We start from the raw sequence: 18,302 nt of genomic DNA on the forward strand, positions 1-18,302 counted from the left end.
GGCCGGAGCTCGCCGTTTAGTCATCCAGCCATTTGCCATACAACCATTCCGCGCTGCGCGAAGCGTACGGCCTCAATCGCTTGCGAAGGCTGCTGCAAGGCGAGCGAGCTTGTCCGGATTGCGCTGCACCAGGATGCGGACGATCCGCTCGCTGTCCGTTTCGAACGATAGCGCCGATTCGAGCTTGCCCTGAATAAAGCGCAGCAGCGCCCACTCGCCGTTGAGCACCACGGGCCTGACGCTGACTTCGCTGCCGTAACGCCGCGAACCCGCATAGAAGAGCTGCGCGATTCGCCGGCCGCCGAGCATCGGCTTGACCACGCTCGGCACTTTGCCGCCGCCGTCGCCGATCAAAAGAGCGTCTTCGGCGAGCAGCGCGTTGATTGCCGGGAAGTCGCCGCGCTCCACAGCGTGCGCGAACATCCGCAGCAGCCGATGGTGTGTCTCGCGCGGCACGACATGGCGCGCCCGTTCGTCGCGCAGTTGTGCTTTTGCGCGGCTCACCAGCTGGCGGCAGGCTGCCTCGGTCTTGCCGATTGCCGCCGCCAGTTCGTCGTAATCCGCATCGAATACTTCGCGCAACAGGAAGGCCGCGCGCGCTTCGGGCGTGAGCCGCTCGAGCAGCATCAGGAACGCAACGGAAACGTCGTCGCTGCGCTCGACGGCTTCCTCCGGAGTGGCAGGCGAGCCGCTCAGTTGCGGTTCGGGCAGCCAGGTGCCCGTGTAGTGTTCGCGCTGGGTTTTGGCGGCGCGCAAACGGTCGATCGACACGCGTGTCGTCACCGCGACGAGCCATGCCTCGGCGTTGTCGATCTCTTCACGCGACGCCGCGTGCCAGCGCAGCCAGACGTCCTGCACGATGTCTTCGGCTTCAGCCACGGAGCCGAGCATGCGATAAGCGATCTTCTGTAAACGCGGGCGCAGACTGTTGAAGGCGCGGGCGTCTTCGTCCATGGACAGGCTTCCGGTTGCGTTAAGACAGGCCCCGCACAAAGGCGAGGCCGACACGCGCATATTGCCATGGACTGCGGCGGTTTCTGCCTACGCCGTTCGCTCGCGCCTGACAACGGCGGCCGGCGTGGCCGCCGTCGCCAGCTCGTCATCGTTTTGTGGATCGCCGCGGTTTGGCGAACACGCTCAGGCAAGCGCGACTACCGCGATCTCGACCAGCAGCTCCGGCGCGGCGAGCCGGGCTTGTACTGTCGCGCGCGTGGGCGCGCAGCCTTGCGGAACCCACGCGTCCCACACTTCGTTCATGCCGGCGAAATCGCGTGCGATGTCCGCGAGCCAGACCTGCGCGGACACAAGTCTCGTCTTGTCGATGCCGGCCTTGTGCAGAAAGCCGTCGATTTTCTCGAGTACTTTGGCGGTCTGAAGCTTGACATCCGGCGCGTGATCGGACGAAGTCTGGCCGCCGACGAACACAAGGCCGCCCGCCTTGACGACGCGGCTCATACGTTGATTGGTTTCGATACGAACGATATCGGTCATGAGAATCTCTCGGGTTGAGGTCGAACGAAGCCGCCGCGCGCGCTCAGTGAAAACGCGCGGCAAAGCAGGAAACAGTGCAATGGCTCAATGCGTCGTGACGAGGTGCGTGGCGCGCGCGTCGCAAGAGGCCGCATTGCTTGTGAAACGGTCGATTGCAAATGCATCGAGCGAAAGGGACGGTGTGCCGTCGAGCATCAGTTCGGACACCAGCTTTCCGCAGCCGGGCCCGAGCTGAAAACCGCTGCCGCAATAGCCAAACGAGTAATACAGATCCGACGCCTTGCGGCTCGCGGAAATGACGGGAAGTTCATCTTCTGTGAACGCTTCGACGCCTGCCCAGGCGCGGTTCACCCCAAGGTTACGCAGATGCGGAAACAGGTCGGTCACGGTTCGCGCGCTGCGTACGAGCCGCACGAAATCGACCTCGCCGTGACGGTTGGCCAGATCGGCAATGCCGATCAGCTTTCCGCCGATCACCACCGTGCCGTTGTCGAACTGCTTGAACGACAGCGGCCTGCCGGTTGCGCCCAGCGTCGCCCGGCAGAACGGCGCGACTCGATGCGTGACCATCAGCATCAGACCTTCGGGATGCACCGGCACCGGTTCGCCGACCTGCTTCGCGAGTTCGCCGGACCACGCGCCAGCGGTCACCAGCAGTTTTTGCGCGCTGAACGTGCCGCCCGGCGTGTGCGCGAGCCAGCGCGTGCCGCGCTGCTCGATGCGGCGCACGGCGGTGCCTTCCAGAAAACGCGTGCCGAGCCGCTCGGCGGCGCGCCGGAACGCTGTCGTTGTCCGGTAGGGCAGCGCGTAGCCGTCGCGCTCGACCCAGATTCCGCCGGTGACATGGCGCGCGAGCGCGGGTTCGAGTTCGAGCACGGTTTCCCGGTCGATCACGTTTTCGTGCGTGAAGCCGTGCGATTGCAGCAGTGCAACGCGCTCGCGGCAGGCGGCGAGTTCGTCGTCGGTTTCGGCGATCTTCAACTGGCCGGACGCGACGAAGCCGCCGTCTTCCCCGAGCAGATCGGCCATGCCGTGCCAGATTTCACGCGACATCAATGCGAGCGGAATTTCGGGCAGCGGGCGCCCCAGCGTGCGCACGCCGCCCGCGTTCACGCCCGACGAATGACGCGCGACGTAATCGGCTTCGAGCACGATCGCCTTTGCGCCGCGTCGTGCAAGATGAAACGCGCTGCTCGTGCCGTGCAGCCCGCCGCCGACTACGAGGACATCGGCTTCCTCGAGAACAGTCGCGTCACTCACCGGCAAGTTCTCCGAGCGTAAGCGGCTTGATTGGCGGACGGATGCGGTAGTAGCCGACTTCGGCGGGCGACACGCGCCGCGCGTCGGCGATCACTTCCGTCACCGTGAGACCGCACATGCGACCCTGGCATGGTCCCATGCCGCAGCGTCCGAACGACTTGGCCTGATTCGGCCCGACACAGCCGAGTCCGACGAACTTGCGCAACTCGCCGGCGGTAACTTCCTCGCAACGGCAAACAATGGTCTCGTCGCGCGGAATGCGGTTGATGTCGCGCGGACGATAGAGGCTGTCGAGAAACGGCCGGATGCGCATGACGCCCGCCAACGCGCGGCGATGCACAGCGGCTTTTGCATCGCGGTCCGCCGCGCTGATCGCGCCAAGCTGCGCGGCCACCGCGAGTGCCGCAAGCTCGCCCTGCAGGGCAGCCGCCTGCGCACCGCCAATGCCCGCGCCGTCGCCCGCGACGAAAATGCCGGGCACGTCCAGCTCGCCCCACGCATCGAGTTCCGGCGTGAAGCATAGCTGCGCGTCGTCCCAGCGGTGCGATGCGCGCAACGCCTGGGTGAACTGCGTGTTCGGCACGACGCCCTGGTGCAGCAGGATCACGTCGGCTTCAATACGATGCGCCGCGCCTTTCGTCGTGAAGTGAAGAGCGGCGGCGCGTTCGACCTGATCATGGCCGATGCGCGCCTCGACGCGCAGATCGTCGGCCGCTTCGAAGATCGGCACGCCTGCATCGCGCAGCGTGCGAATCAGTTGCAAGCCCTTGCTGAGGAAAGGCCATGCGCGCAACGCCGAGAGCATGTGACGCTTGGCGCGCCAGCGGTCTTCGTGACGCGTGGTGTCGACCAGCGCGCGAATCGGCACGCCGGCGCGCACGTACTGCCAGCCGAGCAGATAAAGTAGCGGTCCACAGCCCGCGAGCACGGGCGGCGCGGCGGGCACTTCGCCGGCGCTCTTCAGGAGAATTTGCGCGGCGCCCGCCGTCAGCACGCCGGGCAGCGTCCAGCCGGGAATTGGAAACGGCCGCTCGAGCGCGCCGCTTGCGAGAATCACGCGTTGCGCGTCGAAGCTGCCGATCTTGCCGTCCTTCAGATAATTGACGCCGCGCTCGCGCGTGACCTGCCACACCGTTGCGTTGGTCAGATGGCGCGCGCCGGACGCGGCGAAGGCGTCGGCAATGGCGGCCCCGGCCGCGTAATCGGGGCCGAGAATCTCCTTGCGGCGCGCATCGGCGCGACCGATCGCGCGATAAATCTGGCCGCCCACGGCGTCCTGTTCGTCGATCAATACGGTCGCAAGGCCCGCGCGCGCTGCGCGCGTCGCCGCGCTCAGGCCTGCGGGACCGGCGCCCACCACGACCACGTCGACGGCCTGGGTTGCGAAATCAGCGGCCATGGGCGTTCTCCAGCGATGCATCGGCGCGATTCGCGGGAGGCAGGTCGCGCGCGCCTTCCTGCGAGCGGATGCGCATGCCGGCTTTCACCTCGACCATGCAGGCCTGGCGGCTCGGCACGCCGTCAATCTCGACGAGGCACTCGAAGCACGCGCCCATCATGCAGAACGGCCCGCGCGGTGCGCCCGAGACAGGCGTCGCGCGAAAGCGCGCTACGCCCGCGGCGAGCAGCGCCGCCGCAACGGAGCGGCCACTCGGCACCGTCAACGGCTGCTCGTTGAACCAGATCGCAATGTTGGTCGCGGCGGCATCTGCGCCCGGCAACGGTCTGAACAGCGTGGGTGCCGGCGTTTGAATGCGCGCCGGGTCGGGCGTTTGAGTCGATCGAGTAGTCATGTCGGATTCAATGAGCAGGAGTCAGTTGCGTTGCGTGCTCGAAGCGTCGCGCGGAGAAGGTGGGCAGTTCGTCGGGCAGCGGCGCGCCCATGATCCACGGTGCGACGCGCAGCGCGTGCGCGGCGGCGAGCGTCACGCCGCTATGGCAGGTGACCACGAACGCGCCCGGGTGTGCTTCCGACTGGTCGTAGATGGGAAAGCCGTCGGGGCTGTAGACGCGCAGCGCCGCCCACATGCGCACGAGCCGCACATGCTTGAGCATCGGAAAAGCGCGCACGCCGCGACGGGCGATGTCGGCAAGCACGGGCGTCGTCGTGAAATCGTCGAAGCCCACTTCTTCCATCGAATCGCCGAACTGCACGCTGCCCTCATCGGTCTGCCGCACGTTGAGCGTCGGATAGTGGAGAAACGGCGCGACGCGCTCGCTCACCAGCACCTGCCCGCGATTCGGCGCGACCGGTGCCTCGAGCTGGACGAACGGTGCAAGCGTGCGATTGCCGAGTCCCGCGGCGAGGACCACCTTCGCGGCACGATAAGTGCCGCGTTTGCCATGCACCACGAAGCCTTGCCCTTGCGGCTCGATGCGCTGCGCCCGTTCCGCCGATACGAGCCGCACGCCGCGCGCCTGCATCGCCGTGTGCAGTGCGCGCAGCAGCTTGAGCGGATTCACGTGGCCGTCCATCGGCGAGTAGCTGGCGCCGATCACCGCGCTGCCGATCTGCGGAATGCGCGCGCGTACTTCTGCGGCATCGAGCATCTGGTAGGGGTAATCGCCGAGTTCGGCGCGCAGCGTCGAAAGGCGCTTGTCGCGCTCGGCGAGTTCTCCGTCGGTGAAGCAGAAGTGAAAGCCGCCGGGCTGTTTCAACGCCACATCCACGCCCGATTCCTGCAGCAGTGCCTGCGCAAGTTGCGGCCAGCGCGTGGCGGAACTGCGGGACCAGCGCGCATACGGAGACAGGCCGTAGCCCTTGCCCTGAATCCAGACGAGGCCGAAATTGCCGCGCGAGGCGCGTAGGCCGCCGTCGTCCTCGTCGAGCACGGTCACGCGCGCGCCTTCGCGGGCGAGTCCGTATGCGACGGCGGAGCCGACGAGGCCGCCGCCCACCACGATCACATCCGCGAGCGCGCCGGAACCGGCGGTGCCTGAAGACGTCATTGAGCTTCTCCGATCAGAATGCGGTCCAGTCCGACCATGCGGTCGAGCAGCACCATCAGCAGGACCGTGCCGACAATCAGCACCGCCGACACAGAAGCGACGAGCGGGTCGATCGTCTGCGCGATCTGGTTGTACATGGCGACGGGCAGCGTGGTGGTGCCGGGCGTCGCGACGAAAATGGTCATCGTCAGTTCGTCGAAACTCTGGATGAACGAGAGCACCCAGCCGCCCGCCACGCCGGTGCGGATCATCGGCAGCACCACGCGGCGGAAGGCGGTGAAGCGGCTCGCGCCGCACGAGAGGGCGGCGCGTTGCGCATCGCGATCGAGCCCGACTGCCGACGAGAGCGCAAGACGCAGCGCATACGGCAGCACGATCACCACGTGCGCGCAGACCAGCGACCAGAACGAGCCGGACAGATGCAGCAGGGAAAGAAAGCGCAGGAACGCGATGCCGAGCACGACGGCGGGGATCATCATCGGCGAGAGGAAGAAGCTCGTGAGCGCCGCGCGGCCGGGAAAGCGATAGCGCGCAATGGCGAGCGCGGCGGGCACCGCGAGCAGCACACCGATGGTCGCCGCCGCGAACGCAAGCCGGACCGACAGCCAGAAAGCCGCGACGATGTCGCCGTTCTCGATGATCGCGCGGAACCAGCGCAGCGACGCGCCATCGAAGGGCATCGAAATGAAGCCCTTGTCGGTAAACGCCACGAGCATCACCACCACGAGCGGCGCGAGAATGAAGCTCAGAAAGAACGCGTTATAGATGAGGCCGGCCATGCCGTTCTGTTTCATGATCGCTCTCCTTAGCTCAGTCGAAGATGTGCTTGAAGCGGCGCTCGGCGAGGCGGCTGCAGCCCATTACGATCGCCACATTGGCGATCAGCAGCAGCACGGCGATGCTCGCGCCGAGCGGCCAGTTCAGCGTGCCGAGGAACTCGTCGTAAGCGGCGGTGGCGACCACTTTCAGGCGCCGTCCGCCGATCAGCGCGGGCGTGGCGAATGCCGACGCCGACAACGCGAACACGATGATCGAGCCCGACAGCACGCCCGGCATGATCTGTGGCAGCACCACACGGCGGAATACCGCGAACGGCGAGCCGCCGAGCGAGCGGCCGGCCCATTCCACTTGCGGGTCGAGCTTTTGCATCGTCGCCCACACGGACATCACCATGAAGGGCACCAGCACATGCGTGAGCGCGATGATCATGCCGGTCATCGTGAAGACGAGGCGAATGGGCTCGTCGGTGATGTGCAGCGATTGCAGCGCGTTGTTGAGCACGCCGTTGTTGCCGAGCAGAATCTGCCAACCGAGCGTGCGCACCACGACCGAGATCAGCAGCGGTCCGAGTACGATCAGCAGACATAGCGACTGCCATGGGCGCTTCATCCGCGCGAGCACGATCGTTTCGGGCACGCCGAGCACGATGGACAACAGCGTGACGGCGAAGGCGAGCCCCGCGGTGCGCAGAAAGATCGCGCCATAGTAAGGATCGCTTACCACTTGCCAGTAGTTCGTGAGCGTATAGGCGGAGGTGACGCCGGCGGTGTCGCTGAATACGCGGAACGACAGCATCAGCGTGAGCACGAGCGGCACCAGCAAGAGGCCGACGAAAAGCAGCAACGCGGGCCCCGACAGCAGCCACGGCGCGGCGCCGGCGCGGTCGTCGTCAAGCGTGGCCATGAGCGGTCTCCGGGCCGTCTTGCGTCAGCACGCGCAGGTCGTCGTCGGTCCATGCGAGGCCCACTTCGTGGCCTTCGCCGGGCGGCGGTGCGCCGAGATTCGGCTGCGCGACGCGCAGTTTGCCGAGCGCGGTGTCCACTTCGAGCAGCCATTGATTGCCGACGAAAACCCGCGTCGTGATGCGCCCGCGCACGCGGGCATCGCCATTGGCAAGATGCACTTTCTCCGGGCGGATATAGACATGCACGGCGCCGTCGACGTGCCGGCCTTCGTGCGGCACATGCAGCGTAGCGCCCGCCACGGCGACGATCGCGCAGCGCGGATTGCGGCGCAACACTTCGCCGGACAGCGTGTTGGTGCGGCCAAGAAACGTCGAGGCGAACGGCGTGGCGGGGCGCTCGTACGCGTCGTAGGGCGTACTCAGTTGCGCAATCACGCCGCGATGCATGACGGCGATGCGGTCGCTCATCGTCATCGCCTCCACCTGATCGTGCGTGACGAGAATCGTCGTGATGCCGAGGCGCTTCTGGATCGCGCGAAGCTCGATGTGCATCTCCTCGCGCAGCTTGGCGTCGAGGTTCGACATCGGCTCGTCGAGCAGCAGCAGTTCGGGCTCCATCGCGATGGCGCGCGCAATCGCCACGCGCTGCCGCTGGCCGCCCGACAATTCCTTCGGGTAACGATGCCCGAGACCGTTCAGGCGCACGAGCGCCAGCGCTTCGGCCACCCGCTCCTCGCGCTCGCGGCGCCTGACCTTGCGCATTTCCAGCCCGAAGCCGACGTTGCCCGCCACGCTCATGTGCGGAAACAGCGCGTAACTTTGAAACACTACGCCGATGCCCCGTTTCTCCGGACGCTCGTTCGTGATGTCGCGGCCGTCGAGCAGAACGCGGCCGGTGGTCGGCGAGACGAAACCGGCCACCATTTGCAGCGTGGTGGTCTTGCCGCAGCCGGACGGGCCGAGCAGCGCGAGCAGCTCGCCGCGTTCGACATCCAGGTCAAGCTTTTCTATTGCCGTGAAATCGCCGTAGCGTTTCGAGATGCCTTGCAGAGTCAGGAAGGCCATGCGCCTTGCTCCTTCATCGGTTCGCGCGCCGCGCGAGGGACTGGCCGGTGCCGCACGTCAGCGCTCGACAGAGCGATTCCAGCGCTCGGTCCATTCGGTGCGATGCTGGTTGATGGTCGCCCAGTCCATTGCGGTGAGCTTCGCGATCTGGTCGGGACCATACGGCACGCGTGCGGCGATTTCGGGCGTGAGCTTCACTGTCCGGTTCACCGGACCAAGACCGATGTTTTGTGCCTGCAGCACCTGTACTTCCGGGCTCAACAGGTACTGAACGAACTGCTGCGATAGCTGCGGCTGCGCGTTTTCCGCGACCACGCACGCCGCCACCTGCAGCGCGACCGCGCCTTCCTTCGGGTAGATGAACTTCAGCGGAAAGCCGGTGTTCTGCAATGCCACCGCGCGGCCGCTGCCATACGGCGCGAGGATCACGTCGCCGGCCTGCATCTGGCCGTCCATCTCGCCGGGCGTCGGCGCCCACGAGAGCACGTTGGGCGCGACCTGCTTCGTCATCGCGGTAAAGCCCGGGTCGATGTTCTTCTCGCCGCCGCCGGACAGACGCGCGAGCATCACGAGCGTATGCAGGCCGTAGGTGTTGGTGATCGGCGGGACGCCGAGCTTGCCCTTGATGCGGCTATCCATGAGCGACTTCCACGAATCGGGCGGCGGCAGGCCGGCCTTCCTGAAGGCCTCCTCGTTGTAGCCGATACCGGTGGCCACCATGCCGACGCCGATCGCGCCAGGCCCGAGTTTCGCGAGCGGGTAGACGTCTTTCATCACGGGCGCGTCGTCGAGCTTCGCGCAGAGGTTCAATTGCATTGCCTGATACATGGGACCGTCGTCCATCACCGCGACGTTGATCTGCTGGTGGCCCTTCTGCGCCTGGAGCTTGGCGAGCGTATCGCTCGAATTGCCCGCGACGTAGACAATCTTCACGTTGTGCGCCTTCTCGAACGGCGGAATGATTTTCTGCCGGTAAAGCTGCTCGTTCGAGCCGCCCACGTTGGCGACATACAGCGTGGTCTCGGCCTGTGCGACGAGCGGCGCGGCGAGGCTCAAGGCGAGGGATATGACGGCGAGCGAGGTGAAGGACGAGGCAGACGGGGCGAACAGGCGGCGATGCAGCGCTCTTTTCATGACGACGATCTCCAGTTCCGATGTGTGGGGCGGGCTTCACGGCCCGTCGGTGGAATGCAGTGTCGCGCCGGCTGACCATGTCGTCCAATACGAATAAAATACCTACCTATGCATGGATGATATGGACTAGCCGGCCACTGCCTGGGGAAAACACGCATGAACCTGAAGCATATCGAGGCGTTTCGCGCGGTGATGGTGTCGGGGTCGATGACCGCGGCGGCGAGGGCGCTGTTCACTTCGCAGCCGAACGTGAGCCGCCTCATCGCGCAACTGGAGCGCGACACGGGGCTACAGCTTTTTCAGCGCAGCGGCGTGCGGCTGATTCCGACTAGCGAGGGACAGGCGTTTTTCCGCGAGGTCGAACGGGCTTTCGTCGGTCTACAGGGCCTCGCCAACGCGGCCGCGCAGATCCGCAACCTGGGCAGCGGGCGCTTGCGCATCGCGGCCATGCCGTCGGCGGGCATGACGCTGGTGCCGCATGCGATCAAGCGGTTCGTCGAACAATTTCCCGATGTGACCGTGTCGCTTCATGTGAACACGTCGGCCACCGTTAATCATTGGACGGCTTCTCAGTTCTGCGACCTTGGCGTGGCCGTCTACGTGAGCGAGGCATCCGATTGCGAGGTCGAGCAACTCTCGGACGTGGCAGCCGTGTGCGTGATGCCGGCCGCGCATCGGCTCGCGGCCAGGCGCAGCATCAAGCCCGAAGATCTTGAAGGCGAGTCGTTCATTTCGCTATGTCACGGCGACGGGACGCGCGCGCTGATGGACGAAGTGTTCCAGCGTGCGGGCGTGCAGCGCGTGCTCGCCATCGAGGCGCAATACACAGCCATGTGCTGCGAGATGGTGCGGCACGGCATGGGCGTGACGCTCGCGCACCCGATCGTCGCGCGCGATTATGCGGGGCCCGACATTGCGATTCGTCCATTCATGCCGGCCACGCGCTTTCAGACCTATTTGCTGTTCCCGCCGCACCGGCCGCGCGAGCGACTGGCGTCCGCGTTCGTCGAGGTATTGCGCGATTTGCACGATGAATTGCTCACGGAGATCGTGCCGCCGGCGCACAACGCGGCCAGTCGCGGGCGGGCGAGGGCGCGGGTTCGGACGTGGACACAACGTTAACCGTTGGCTCAGGCAACTCGTGCTGTCGATATGCGGCCGGCAGACTCCGGTGCGTTCGCGAATCGCCCCGGCGTACGGCGTCAACACCATCTCGCGACCCACGCGAACCTTCCATTCGAGGCCGCTGCAAATCTGCCAGCTTGTCGTGCACCGCATTCTCTGCCGCGGCCAACGCGTAGCGCCTGACCCATTCGCTATAACCCGCGACGAGAAACTCTCCTGAGCGTTCAATGTACTGCTCGCGCGACGCTTCATAAACGGTCCGCAACCCGAACCATGGCAAATGCGGCAAGTCGTGGTGGACCAGATGAAAGTTGTTATTCAAGTACAGCAGCCGCCAGAACAGACCTGCTTCATTGATAACCGTACGGTGCCCGCAGTCGTGCGCTGCGCGATGCTCGCGAAATGAGCGAAGTGAGCCGAGCGACAGCGACCCATACCCGACGCCGACAACGAACGTCCATGCCGGAATCGAGCAAACGTACTGCAGCCATGCAATGAGCACGGCCAATGCGGCGAAGTGCGCGAGCCATGCGGGTACGTCTCGCCGATCGCCGCGCCTGATTTTGCGCAGCGCCTCGGCTGCCGTTGCCGCAATGGCAAACGCCGGTCCCACCAGCAAGCGGCCGACTAACGTGTTGCGAAAATTGAGCAGCGCGCGCATCGCCCATCCAGCCCGCTCCCATGTCTCACTGTCCACGAAGTAGCTTTCCGGATCGCGTCCCGGCTCCGTCAGGTGTGCATCGTCGTGATGCTGAAGATGCGATTCACGATAGACGCGGTAAGGAAACCACACCGCGAGAGGCGCAAAACCAAGCAACGCATTCAAGCGCGGCCAGCGGGTGGGGTGACCATGAAGCAGTTCATGTTGCAACGACATGTACCAGGCGCTGAACCCTGCGAGCAGGGCGGTGGCAAGCGGCACGCCGAGCTCGCGAGCATGCAGGGCGAGACCGAACCAACCGCCGTAGATCGCGACGATCAGTATCCATGTCGGCCATTGCGTGCGCCATGTGAGGCTTTTTGCGAGCGTGGCGATTGCGTTGCGCTGCGTGTCGTCGAGGTAAATCGCCATCGGCTGAATCGGTCGGATGATATTTAGACCGATCCTACGGGCCAATGCGCGGCGCCAGAACCAATTTGTTCTGGATTGCATTGCGCCAAAAGGGCAAAGACTGCAGCCGGATCAAACGCACGTCACGCAGGTACAGAGCCCGCCACGAGCATGGCGACCCGATATGACGCGATCAGGTTTTTCCCGCTGGGTGTCATCGTCCGGTTGAGTCAGCGGTGCCATGCATGCAGCAGTTCGCTTTCCGGACGCGACGACAAATGTGTCCTGCCGCACAGAGTGGAACTGATGGACGGCTATTCTGGAAAGGGGACACGTGTGCAGTGCTTGTAGCGTGGAAGTATCGGCATCCAGGCAGACTAACACGAGGTAATGATGGCTCAAGCGAGCGTACCCCTTTGCGTGGACCTTGACGGCACGCTGACAAGTACCGATCTTCTTGTCGAATCATTCCTGGTACTTGTGAAGCGCAATCCACTGTATGCCTTGTTCTGTATTGGCTGGCTGTTTCGCGGCAAAGCCTATCTGAAAGAGCAGATCGCCCAGCGCGTGGCAATCGACGTGACCTTGCTGCCCTATAACGCGCGCCTCGTCGAATTCCTGCGCGAAGAACGCTCCTACGGCAGAGACCTCTATTTATGCACCGCTGCAAACCGAAGGTTTGCAGAACAAATAGCCTTACATTTTGGTTTCTTCAAAGGGATTCTCGCGAGCAATGAGGCGCTGAATCTGTCTGGCGATCACAAGGCGTCAGCATTGTCGGACGAATTCGGCTCTCACGGTTTCGACTATTGCGGCAACGCGCTGGCCGACGTGCCGGTCTGGAAAGAGTGCAGGCGGGCGATCGTGGTAGGAACCCGCCATACCGCCGAGGCGGCCGAGATGGTTAACCATACGGTCGTCTTCTTCGAAGAGCGGCGCTCGCTCATCGGCCTTACCGTCAGGGAAATGCGTATCTACCAGTGGGTCAAGAACCTTCTGATTTTCGTGCCGTTGCTCGCGTCGCATCGTTTTACCGAAGCTGACACTGTGAGAGACGAGAGCATCGCCTTTTTCGCCTTCTGCTTTTGCGCGTCGGCCGTATATCTGCTCAATGACATGCTCGATCTCGACGCGGACCGACGTCACGCACACAAGCGCAATCGGCCTTTCGCATCCGGACAGTTATCTCTCGCTTTCGGCATGTTGCTGGGGTTTGCGCTGATCGTCGCCTCTGCGGGCTTTGCGCTACTACTGCATCCCACGTTTCAACTGGTACTGGCTGGCTATTTCGCCACTACGCTCGCGTATTCGCTCAGCCTGAAAAGGTTCATGCTTATCGATGTCTTTGTCCTCGCGGCGCTCTACACCGCCCGCGTCGTGGCCGGCGGTACAGCGGGGGACATTCCGCTGTCGGATTGGTTGATCATGTTTTCGATCCTCATATTTCTTAGTCTCGCCATGGTGAAGCGCTACGCCGAACTCGACGCGCTGTTGCGTGAGGCGAAAGTCTGTGCAGTGGGACGCGGCTATGTAACGCAAGACATGGCTATTCTGCGTTCATTCGGCACGGCTTCCGGCTATGTCGCAGTACTGGTTCTCGCGCTCTATATGAATTCCTCCGACGTACGCCTGCTCTATCGGCACCCTCACGCACTGTGGTTGCTATTCGGCCTGCTGCTCTTCTGGATCAGCCGCGTATGGATGCTGGCTTTTCGCGGCGAAATGCACGACGACCCGATCGTATTCACCATCAGGAATCGCCTCAGTCTGCTCGTGGTCTGCCTTTGCGTGGCTACGGTAGTCGCCGCAAGCTGACTTTCTCCTGCCTACTATGCAATTTTTCTTCCTGTTTATGAGCGGCACGTGCAGTGCCCTGGCGAGTGTTCTTTTGCGGCTCGCGGGGCGCGTCGACAATAGCGCGTTGCTGTTCGGCATGACCGGTCGGCCTTTCCTGTATCGACTGGCGGCGATAGCGGCCTACGGTGCGGGCTTCGCGCTCTATGCGCTCGCACTCAGGCGAGTCGAACTGAGCGTGGCTTATCCGCTGATGGTTGCGGTGACGATTCTGGAAATCCTCCTCTTTGGCGTCGTATCGGGCGAAGCCGTTTCGCTGCGCATCGTCCTCGGCGCGGCACTGCTGCTCGTCAGCGTGCTGTTGCTCTATCTGCCAGCCAAGGCAGGGGCGTGAATACCGGCTAGCCTGTCCTTTCTCTCAGAGCGCAGCGACTCATCAGCTTTCGAAAAGGAAAGTCGTGAATGTGCTCAACTCGTCCACGGGTTTTAGGGTGTCGACATCGCGCGCGGAGGTCTCGCGAGCCACGGTATCCGCGTTCCGTCATTCGCACGGGCCAACCTGGCAGCATTCCACTGTATCGGCCAAAGGGGCAATCTTCCTGACGCGCAGCGTGCGCAAGCGCACGTTCCGCAGTTGATGCAGGGCGTGTGACGATGGCAAATCACATAATCTGGGTGTATGGCGAGTCGGTCATATGGCTCGTTGGCAGAGCGTACTTCGCGAGGTGATTTACACCGTCCTTTCCCAGCACAAACCTTATTGTCTACGCAAAAAAATGAACGGCTTCGATACCAGCATCGAGACTTTCTTTAGCGGATTCAATGCCTGCACGCTCTGTAACCACGCGGTGCAAGCCATCGCGAATATGTACACCTTCAAGGGGCTCGTGCTGATCCCGGTCTTGTGGTGGATATGGTTTCACTCGGCGGAGCGTCGGCAATGGAGACGCGAGGTTGTCATCGCGACGGCCGTGAGCGGGCTGCTGGCTCTTTCCGTGGGGAGGCTTCTAGCGCATTTTCTGCCTTTCCGGACGCGCCCCGCCTTTTCGCCGGAACTGCACCTTCACTTTCCATTTGTCCCGGAACGCGAAAGCATGCTGGCAGCGTGGAGCTCCTTTCCAAGCGATCATGCAATGCTGTGGATGTCCGTGGCGGTAGGCATTTTTATCATTTCCCGCCGGGTCGGTACGCTTGCGCTCTTATACGTTGCAATCTTTATTTGCCTTCCGCGCGCCTACCTCGGCTTCCATTATCCGACTGACTTGCTGGCAGGTGCTGCGATTGGCATTGTCATCACTTACATCATGACTCGCGACGCCGTGAGAAGTCGTTACGCGACGCATGTGCTGCGTTGGATCGAACGCTATCCCGGACTATCTGCGATGGTTGGATTTGTGCTCTGTCTGGAACTTGTGACTCAGTTCGACGAAATAAGAACCTTCGCTACCTCTGTGCTCAAGGTCGTCTGACTCGTTTGACTTCCGTAACGTTGATCGATCCATTGACGCGGCAGCGGCGGCGGAAGACCGCTGGCGGACACGAGGATGTAGCGCTTTGAATGGCCTCGGGAGGGGCTTCGATGACTGCTAGAAACGGAATCGCCGATAACGGCAAGCCTTTGCATCTGTGGGGCGTCTGGTTCATTGCCACTCTCGTAGCTTTGTCGCCGCTCTTCGTCACGTCGATTCCACCATTGGGCCAGCATTTTTATAACATCGTCCGAATAGACATTCTGTCCCATCCAGGTTCCTACTCCGGCAACTTCGTCATTCACTGGGACGCCTTGCCGGATCTTGCAATGGACCTGACAGTCCCATGGATCGCAAAGCTGATGCCAGTCGAGTGGGCTGCGTGGCTCTTTATCGTTGTCGAGCTTGCGCTGCTAACCTCGGGCTGCCTCGTCCTCAGTCGTGCGATAAACGGCCGTTGGTCCTGGTTCCCGCTAGTCAGTTTCCTGCTGCTTTACAACTGGATCCTGATACGCGGTTACGACAATTTCCTCTTCGGCCTCGGCCTTTGCTTGTGGGCTATTGCCTTGCACGTGGCACTTCGCCGGGCGTGGGTGGTGCGGATCGTAGTCTCATCATGCAGCGCGCTGCTCATATATTTTTGCCATCTTTTTCCGTTGGCGGTTTTCGCGCTCGTGACGGGAACGTGGGAACTGGGCTGTCTACTGCAGGAGCGCAAGCTGACTGGCAGAGGGCTCTTCAGGCATGCGAGCGCAAGCCTCGTTCCGTTGGTCATACCCGTACTATTGCTCGCGCACAGCAGTACTGGCGGACTTCGCGGGTCTATCGACTTTGGTTTCCTTCACATATTCGCCAAGGTCAGTCGTTGGCTCGATGTGTTCGCCGTAGGCAATCCGAAGGCCGACGTGGCGGTTCTGGCGAGTCTGGGCGTGACATTAGCCGCCGGCTTTCTACTGAGATGGTGGACGTGTAAGCCCGAGTGCCGGATAACGCTTATTGCGCTCCCGCTCGTCGCGCTATTTGCGCCGTTTACGGCATTTGCGTCTTATGGCGTTGTCGAGCGATGCGCGTTGAGCTTCGCATTCCTGCTGACAGCACTGGTGGATGTGCGCGCGTCGGCACCGCGCCTGCAACATGTCGGCGCTTTTGCGCTGGCGATTGTCTTTCTCTTCCGCATTGCGACGGTCACTTCCGATTGGCGTTCGGTAAAGCCGGGGATTCAGGCATACAGGGATACCTTCGCGTCGTTGAAGTCAGGTTCAGTCCTGCTCCAATACAAACAGGATACGACTTACCCGTCACCAAGAACGGCCCCGGAACGCTGGAATCCCTACCTGGATAAAGTCGTCGCACTCGCCACGCTCGATGGTGTTCTGGTGCCGGACCTCTATTTGAAGGCCGGCCAGCAGCCGGTGCTTTATCGCAGCGAGAATGCCGCATTGAGGAAGTTCCAGGACGATATCGAGAACGGCGAGACAGCTTTCCGCGCAGATGATCGCATGTTGCGCGCATGGGCTGCCGAGTTGCAGGACAGATTTCCGGATCTCCACAGCCGGTTCTCTGAAGTCTACCTGGCCGTATTCGATCCGCGCCGGCGCCTTTCCGAAACGCTCGCCGGCTGGCAACTCGTTGCGACTTTGCCGGAGCATCGGCTCTATCGGATGCTTCCATGATGAAGGGAATGACTCTGCCATTGCAGGATCGCGTCAGCGAATGCGCATTGAACTCGCTCAAGTACGCGTAATCGAAGCGCCGCCGTGGACGATAGCAGCAGTGTCACGTCGCGATACATTTCCGTGTCGAGCGCGCCGGGCAGAATCGCGTTGACGCGCACGCCTTGAGGTCCATATTCGGCCGCGAGTCAGTTTTCCTGAATGACGGGCGAGGGATCGCGTTCGGTGATTCAGCGATCCCTGCAAAACGATCAGAGCCTGGGGTGTGCGCGGCTAGTGCGTCGAGAACATTGATATGCCGCCGTTCGGAAAGCCTGCCGCGCCGGCCTGGAACGGCACATACACCTGTCCGAGCGTGCTGTCGATGGCGACAGAGTGCGCGCCTGTGCCAACCGGAATCTTGAATAGTAGTTGCCGTGACGCGCCATCGATAACCGCCATTTGCGGACTAAAGCCGGACGCTGCAGCAGTACCGCTTGTCACGTAATGCCGCGCCGGCAGGAAATAGCGGTTGGAAACCGGATCGTAGCCAACCTGATCCACGCCGCCAAATGGCAGGCTTGCGCGGATTGCGCCGCTCGTGCGATCCAGAATGAGCGTAATGAGCGGATCGCCCGGTGACGGATCGCATCCAACCAGCACATCGTTATTCGGTCCGAGCACGATGCCCGCGGGCGCGCATTTGCCAAGCGGAAACGACTTGCTGACCGATGGATTTCCGGCCGCCGCCGAACTCGCGGTGATGACATCCAGTTCGCCGTCGGGATTGGTCGCTGTCCCGTCGTTGTTGATGAGAAAGCTCTTCGAGGCCGGATCGTAGGTGCACGCTTCGAGCTCTGACGAACCGTTAAAAGGCAGTTTGCCCACGACTTGTTGAGTCTGCGTCGAAATGAAGGTGACGAAAGGCGGTGACTCTCCCGGACTTGCGTACATGACGAGATGATCGTCCGGATCGTAGCAGCCCTCATCGACGCGCGAACCGGAACTGCTAATGGCAATTGTGTTGACTGTCTTTCGCGTAGCTGTATTGATGACCTTCACAGAGTCGACGTCGCCGACATACAGAGTGTTCGTTCCGGTAATACCCACGATTCCGTCGGGACCCGACTCATTTGTGGTTGCGCCCGCACCGGTGAACGGTCCAGGGATCTGCGCGACGAGCGTGTTGGACTTCGTGTCCACGACATCTATGGCTTTGTTGTTGCGGTCGGCCAGAAAGTAGGAGCCAGCCTCCACATAGCCGATATCGAAACTGAACGAAGGACTCGACGCATTCGGAACAAGAATATTGGTCACTAGCTTCGGCGGCGTCGGGCCGCTCACGTTGTCTCCTCCTCCACAACCGGCCAACGCGGCCACACCGAGCAGCATCAAGGTAATCAGGCGCTTTTCCATCGACTCGTCTCCTTTCCGTTTATTTGACTAGGAACTCATTCCTTAAGGAATCTTAAGAAATGGTATTTAGGGACCGGCAGTACGGTTCACACAATGGGCGCGTGAAGGAGAATCGGAAAGTAAAAGTTATTTATGGTGTGCATTGGCCGAACGCTATACCTGTAACCGATTTGAAGCTTGGCCGCGCGTACCGAAACTGATCGATTGCTGCG

17 protein-coding genes and 1 pseudogene are annotated in these 18,302 nt (G+C 62.5%); 5 read left to right on the forward strand and 13 right to left on the reverse strand.

The genetic code is table 11. The features are described from left to right. Window positions 1–72: 72 nt before the first annotated feature. The 10 genes from A3AC_RS0102995 to A3AC_RS0103040 form a co-directional block, all read right to left on the reverse strand. Window positions 73–954, reverse strand: coding sequence for an RNA polymerase sigma-70 factor (locus tag A3AC_RS0102995; RefSeq protein WP_025597165.1), 882 nt, complete (start codon window positions 952–954; stop codon window positions 73–75). A gap of 183 nt (window positions 955–1,137) precedes the next feature. Continuing rightward, window positions 1,138–1,491 (reverse strand): RidA family protein, encoded by a 354-nt coding sequence (locus tag A3AC_RS0103000; protein ID WP_025597167.1) that lies wholly within the window; start codon window positions 1,489–1,491, stop codon window positions 1,138–1,140. A gap of 84 nt (window positions 1,492–1,575) precedes the next feature. Next, window positions 1,576–2,751 carry an NAD(P)/FAD-dependent oxidoreductase gene (locus tag A3AC_RS0103005; protein ID WP_025597169.1) on the reverse strand — a complete coding sequence of 392 codons (1,176 nt, stop codon included), beginning with the start codon at window positions 2,749–2,751 and terminating at the stop codon, window positions 1,576–1,578. Further along, a complete protein-coding gene (locus A3AC_RS0103010; RefSeq protein WP_025597171.1) occupies window positions 2,744–4,150 on the reverse strand; it encodes an FAD/NAD(P)-dependent oxidoreductase in 1,407 nt (468 codons plus the stop codon). The genes A3AC_RS0103005 and A3AC_RS0103010 overlap by 8 nt, the downstream gene beginning before the upstream one ends. Next, window positions 4,140–4,544, reverse strand: coding sequence for a (2Fe-2S)-binding protein (locus tag A3AC_RS0103015; protein WP_025597172.1), 405 nt, complete (start codon window positions 4,542–4,544; stop codon window positions 4,140–4,142). Before A3AC_RS0103015 ends, A3AC_RS0103010 begins: the two co-directional genes overlap by 11 nt. A 7-nt stretch (window positions 4,545–4,551) precedes the next feature. After that, complete coding sequence (locus A3AC_RS0103020) at window positions 4,552–5,700, reverse strand: NAD(P)/FAD-dependent oxidoreductase (RefSeq protein ID WP_025597173.1); 1,149 nt, start codon at window positions 5,698–5,700, stop codon at window positions 4,552–4,554. Continuing rightward, the gene (locus A3AC_RS0103025; protein WP_025597175.1) at window positions 5,697–6,494 is read right to left on the reverse strand and encodes an ABC transporter permease; all 798 of its coding nucleotides are present in this window, start codon (window positions 6,492–6,494) and stop codon (window positions 5,697–5,699) included. Before A3AC_RS0103025 ends, A3AC_RS0103020 begins: the two co-directional genes overlap by 4 nt. 16 nt (window positions 6,495–6,510) lie before the next feature. Continuing rightward, the gene (locus tag A3AC_RS0103030) at window positions 6,511–7,383 is read right to left on the reverse strand and encodes an ABC transporter permease (protein WP_025597178.1); all 873 of its coding nucleotides are present in this window, start codon (window positions 7,381–7,383) and stop codon (window positions 6,511–6,513) included. Beyond that, on the reverse strand, window positions 7,370–8,449 hold the full coding sequence (locus A3AC_RS0103035; protein ID WP_025597180.1) for an ABC transporter ATP-binding protein: 1,080 nt from the start codon (window positions 8,447–8,449) through the stop codon (window positions 7,370–7,372). The genes A3AC_RS0103030 and A3AC_RS0103035 overlap by 14 nt, the downstream gene beginning before the upstream one ends. Window positions 8,450–8,506: 57 nt before the next feature. Beyond that, on the reverse strand, window positions 8,507–9,583 hold the full coding sequence (locus A3AC_RS0103040) for an ABC transporter substrate-binding protein (protein ID WP_025597182.1): 1,077 nt from the start codon (window positions 9,581–9,583) through the stop codon (window positions 8,507–8,509). Between the two features lie 156 nt (window positions 9,584–9,739). Between A3AC_RS0103040 and A3AC_RS0103045 the strand changes: the two genes are divergently transcribed. Next, window positions 9,740–10,705, forward strand: coding sequence for a LysR substrate-binding domain-containing protein (locus tag A3AC_RS0103045; RefSeq protein WP_025597184.1), 966 nt, complete (start codon window positions 9,740–9,742; stop codon window positions 10,703–10,705). Here the strand turns inward: A3AC_RS0103045 and A3AC_RS28975 are convergent. Then, window positions 10,623–11,780: a fatty acid desaturase gene (locus A3AC_RS28975; protein ID WP_025597186.1), complete on the reverse strand. Its 1,158-nt coding sequence runs from the start codon at window positions 11,778–11,780 to the stop codon at window positions 10,623–10,625. The genes A3AC_RS0103045 and A3AC_RS28975 overlap by 83 nt on opposite strands. Window positions 11,781–12,152: 372 nt before the next feature. Between A3AC_RS28975 and A3AC_RS0103055 the strand changes: the two genes are divergently transcribed. The 4 genes from A3AC_RS0103055 (at window position 12,153) to A3AC_RS0103070 (ending at window position 16,695) form a co-directional block, all read left to right on the forward strand. After that, the gene (locus tag A3AC_RS0103055) at window positions 12,153–13,574 is read left to right on the forward strand and encodes a UbiA family prenyltransferase (RefSeq protein ID WP_025597189.1); all 1,422 of its coding nucleotides are present in this window, start codon (window positions 12,153–12,155) and stop codon (window positions 13,572–13,574) included. Between the two features lie 16 nt (window positions 13,575–13,590). Further along, the gene (locus A3AC_RS0103060) at window positions 13,591–13,947 is read left to right on the forward strand and encodes a ligand-binding protein SH3 (RefSeq protein WP_025597191.1); all 357 of its coding nucleotides are present in this window, start codon (window positions 13,591–13,593) and stop codon (window positions 13,945–13,947) included. A gap of 382 nt (window positions 13,948–14,329) precedes the next feature. Continuing rightward, a complete protein-coding gene (locus A3AC_RS0103065; RefSeq protein WP_025597193.1) occupies window positions 14,330–15,022 on the forward strand; it encodes a phosphatase PAP2 family protein in 693 nt (230 codons plus the stop codon). Between the two features lie 110 nt (window positions 15,023–15,132). Then, complete coding sequence (locus tag A3AC_RS0103070) at window positions 15,133–16,695, forward strand: hypothetical protein (RefSeq protein WP_025597195.1); 1,563 nt, start codon at window positions 15,133–15,135, stop codon at window positions 16,693–16,695. On the opposite strand, the pseudogene A3AC_RS31255 reads toward A3AC_RS0103070, so the two are convergent. Both A3AC_RS31255 and A3AC_RS0103075 read right to left on the reverse strand, forming a co-directional pair. After that, window positions 16,677–16,883 (reverse strand): annotated as a pseudogene (locus tag A3AC_RS31255) (SDR family oxidoreductase); the annotation flags it as partial. The gene A3AC_RS0103070 and the pseudogene A3AC_RS31255 overlap by 19 nt on opposite strands. Window positions 16,884–16,968: 85 nt before the next feature. Then, a complete protein-coding gene (locus A3AC_RS0103075) occupies window positions 16,969–18,090 on the reverse strand; it encodes a hypothetical protein (RefSeq protein WP_025597196.1) in 1,122 nt (373 codons plus the stop codon). Window positions 18,091–18,302: the final 212 nt, after the last annotated feature.

The organism is Burkholderia sp. WSM2230 (assembly GCF_000472445.1).
Lineage (GTDB): Bacteria > Pseudomonadota > Gammaproteobacteria > Burkholderiales > Burkholderiaceae > Paraburkholderia.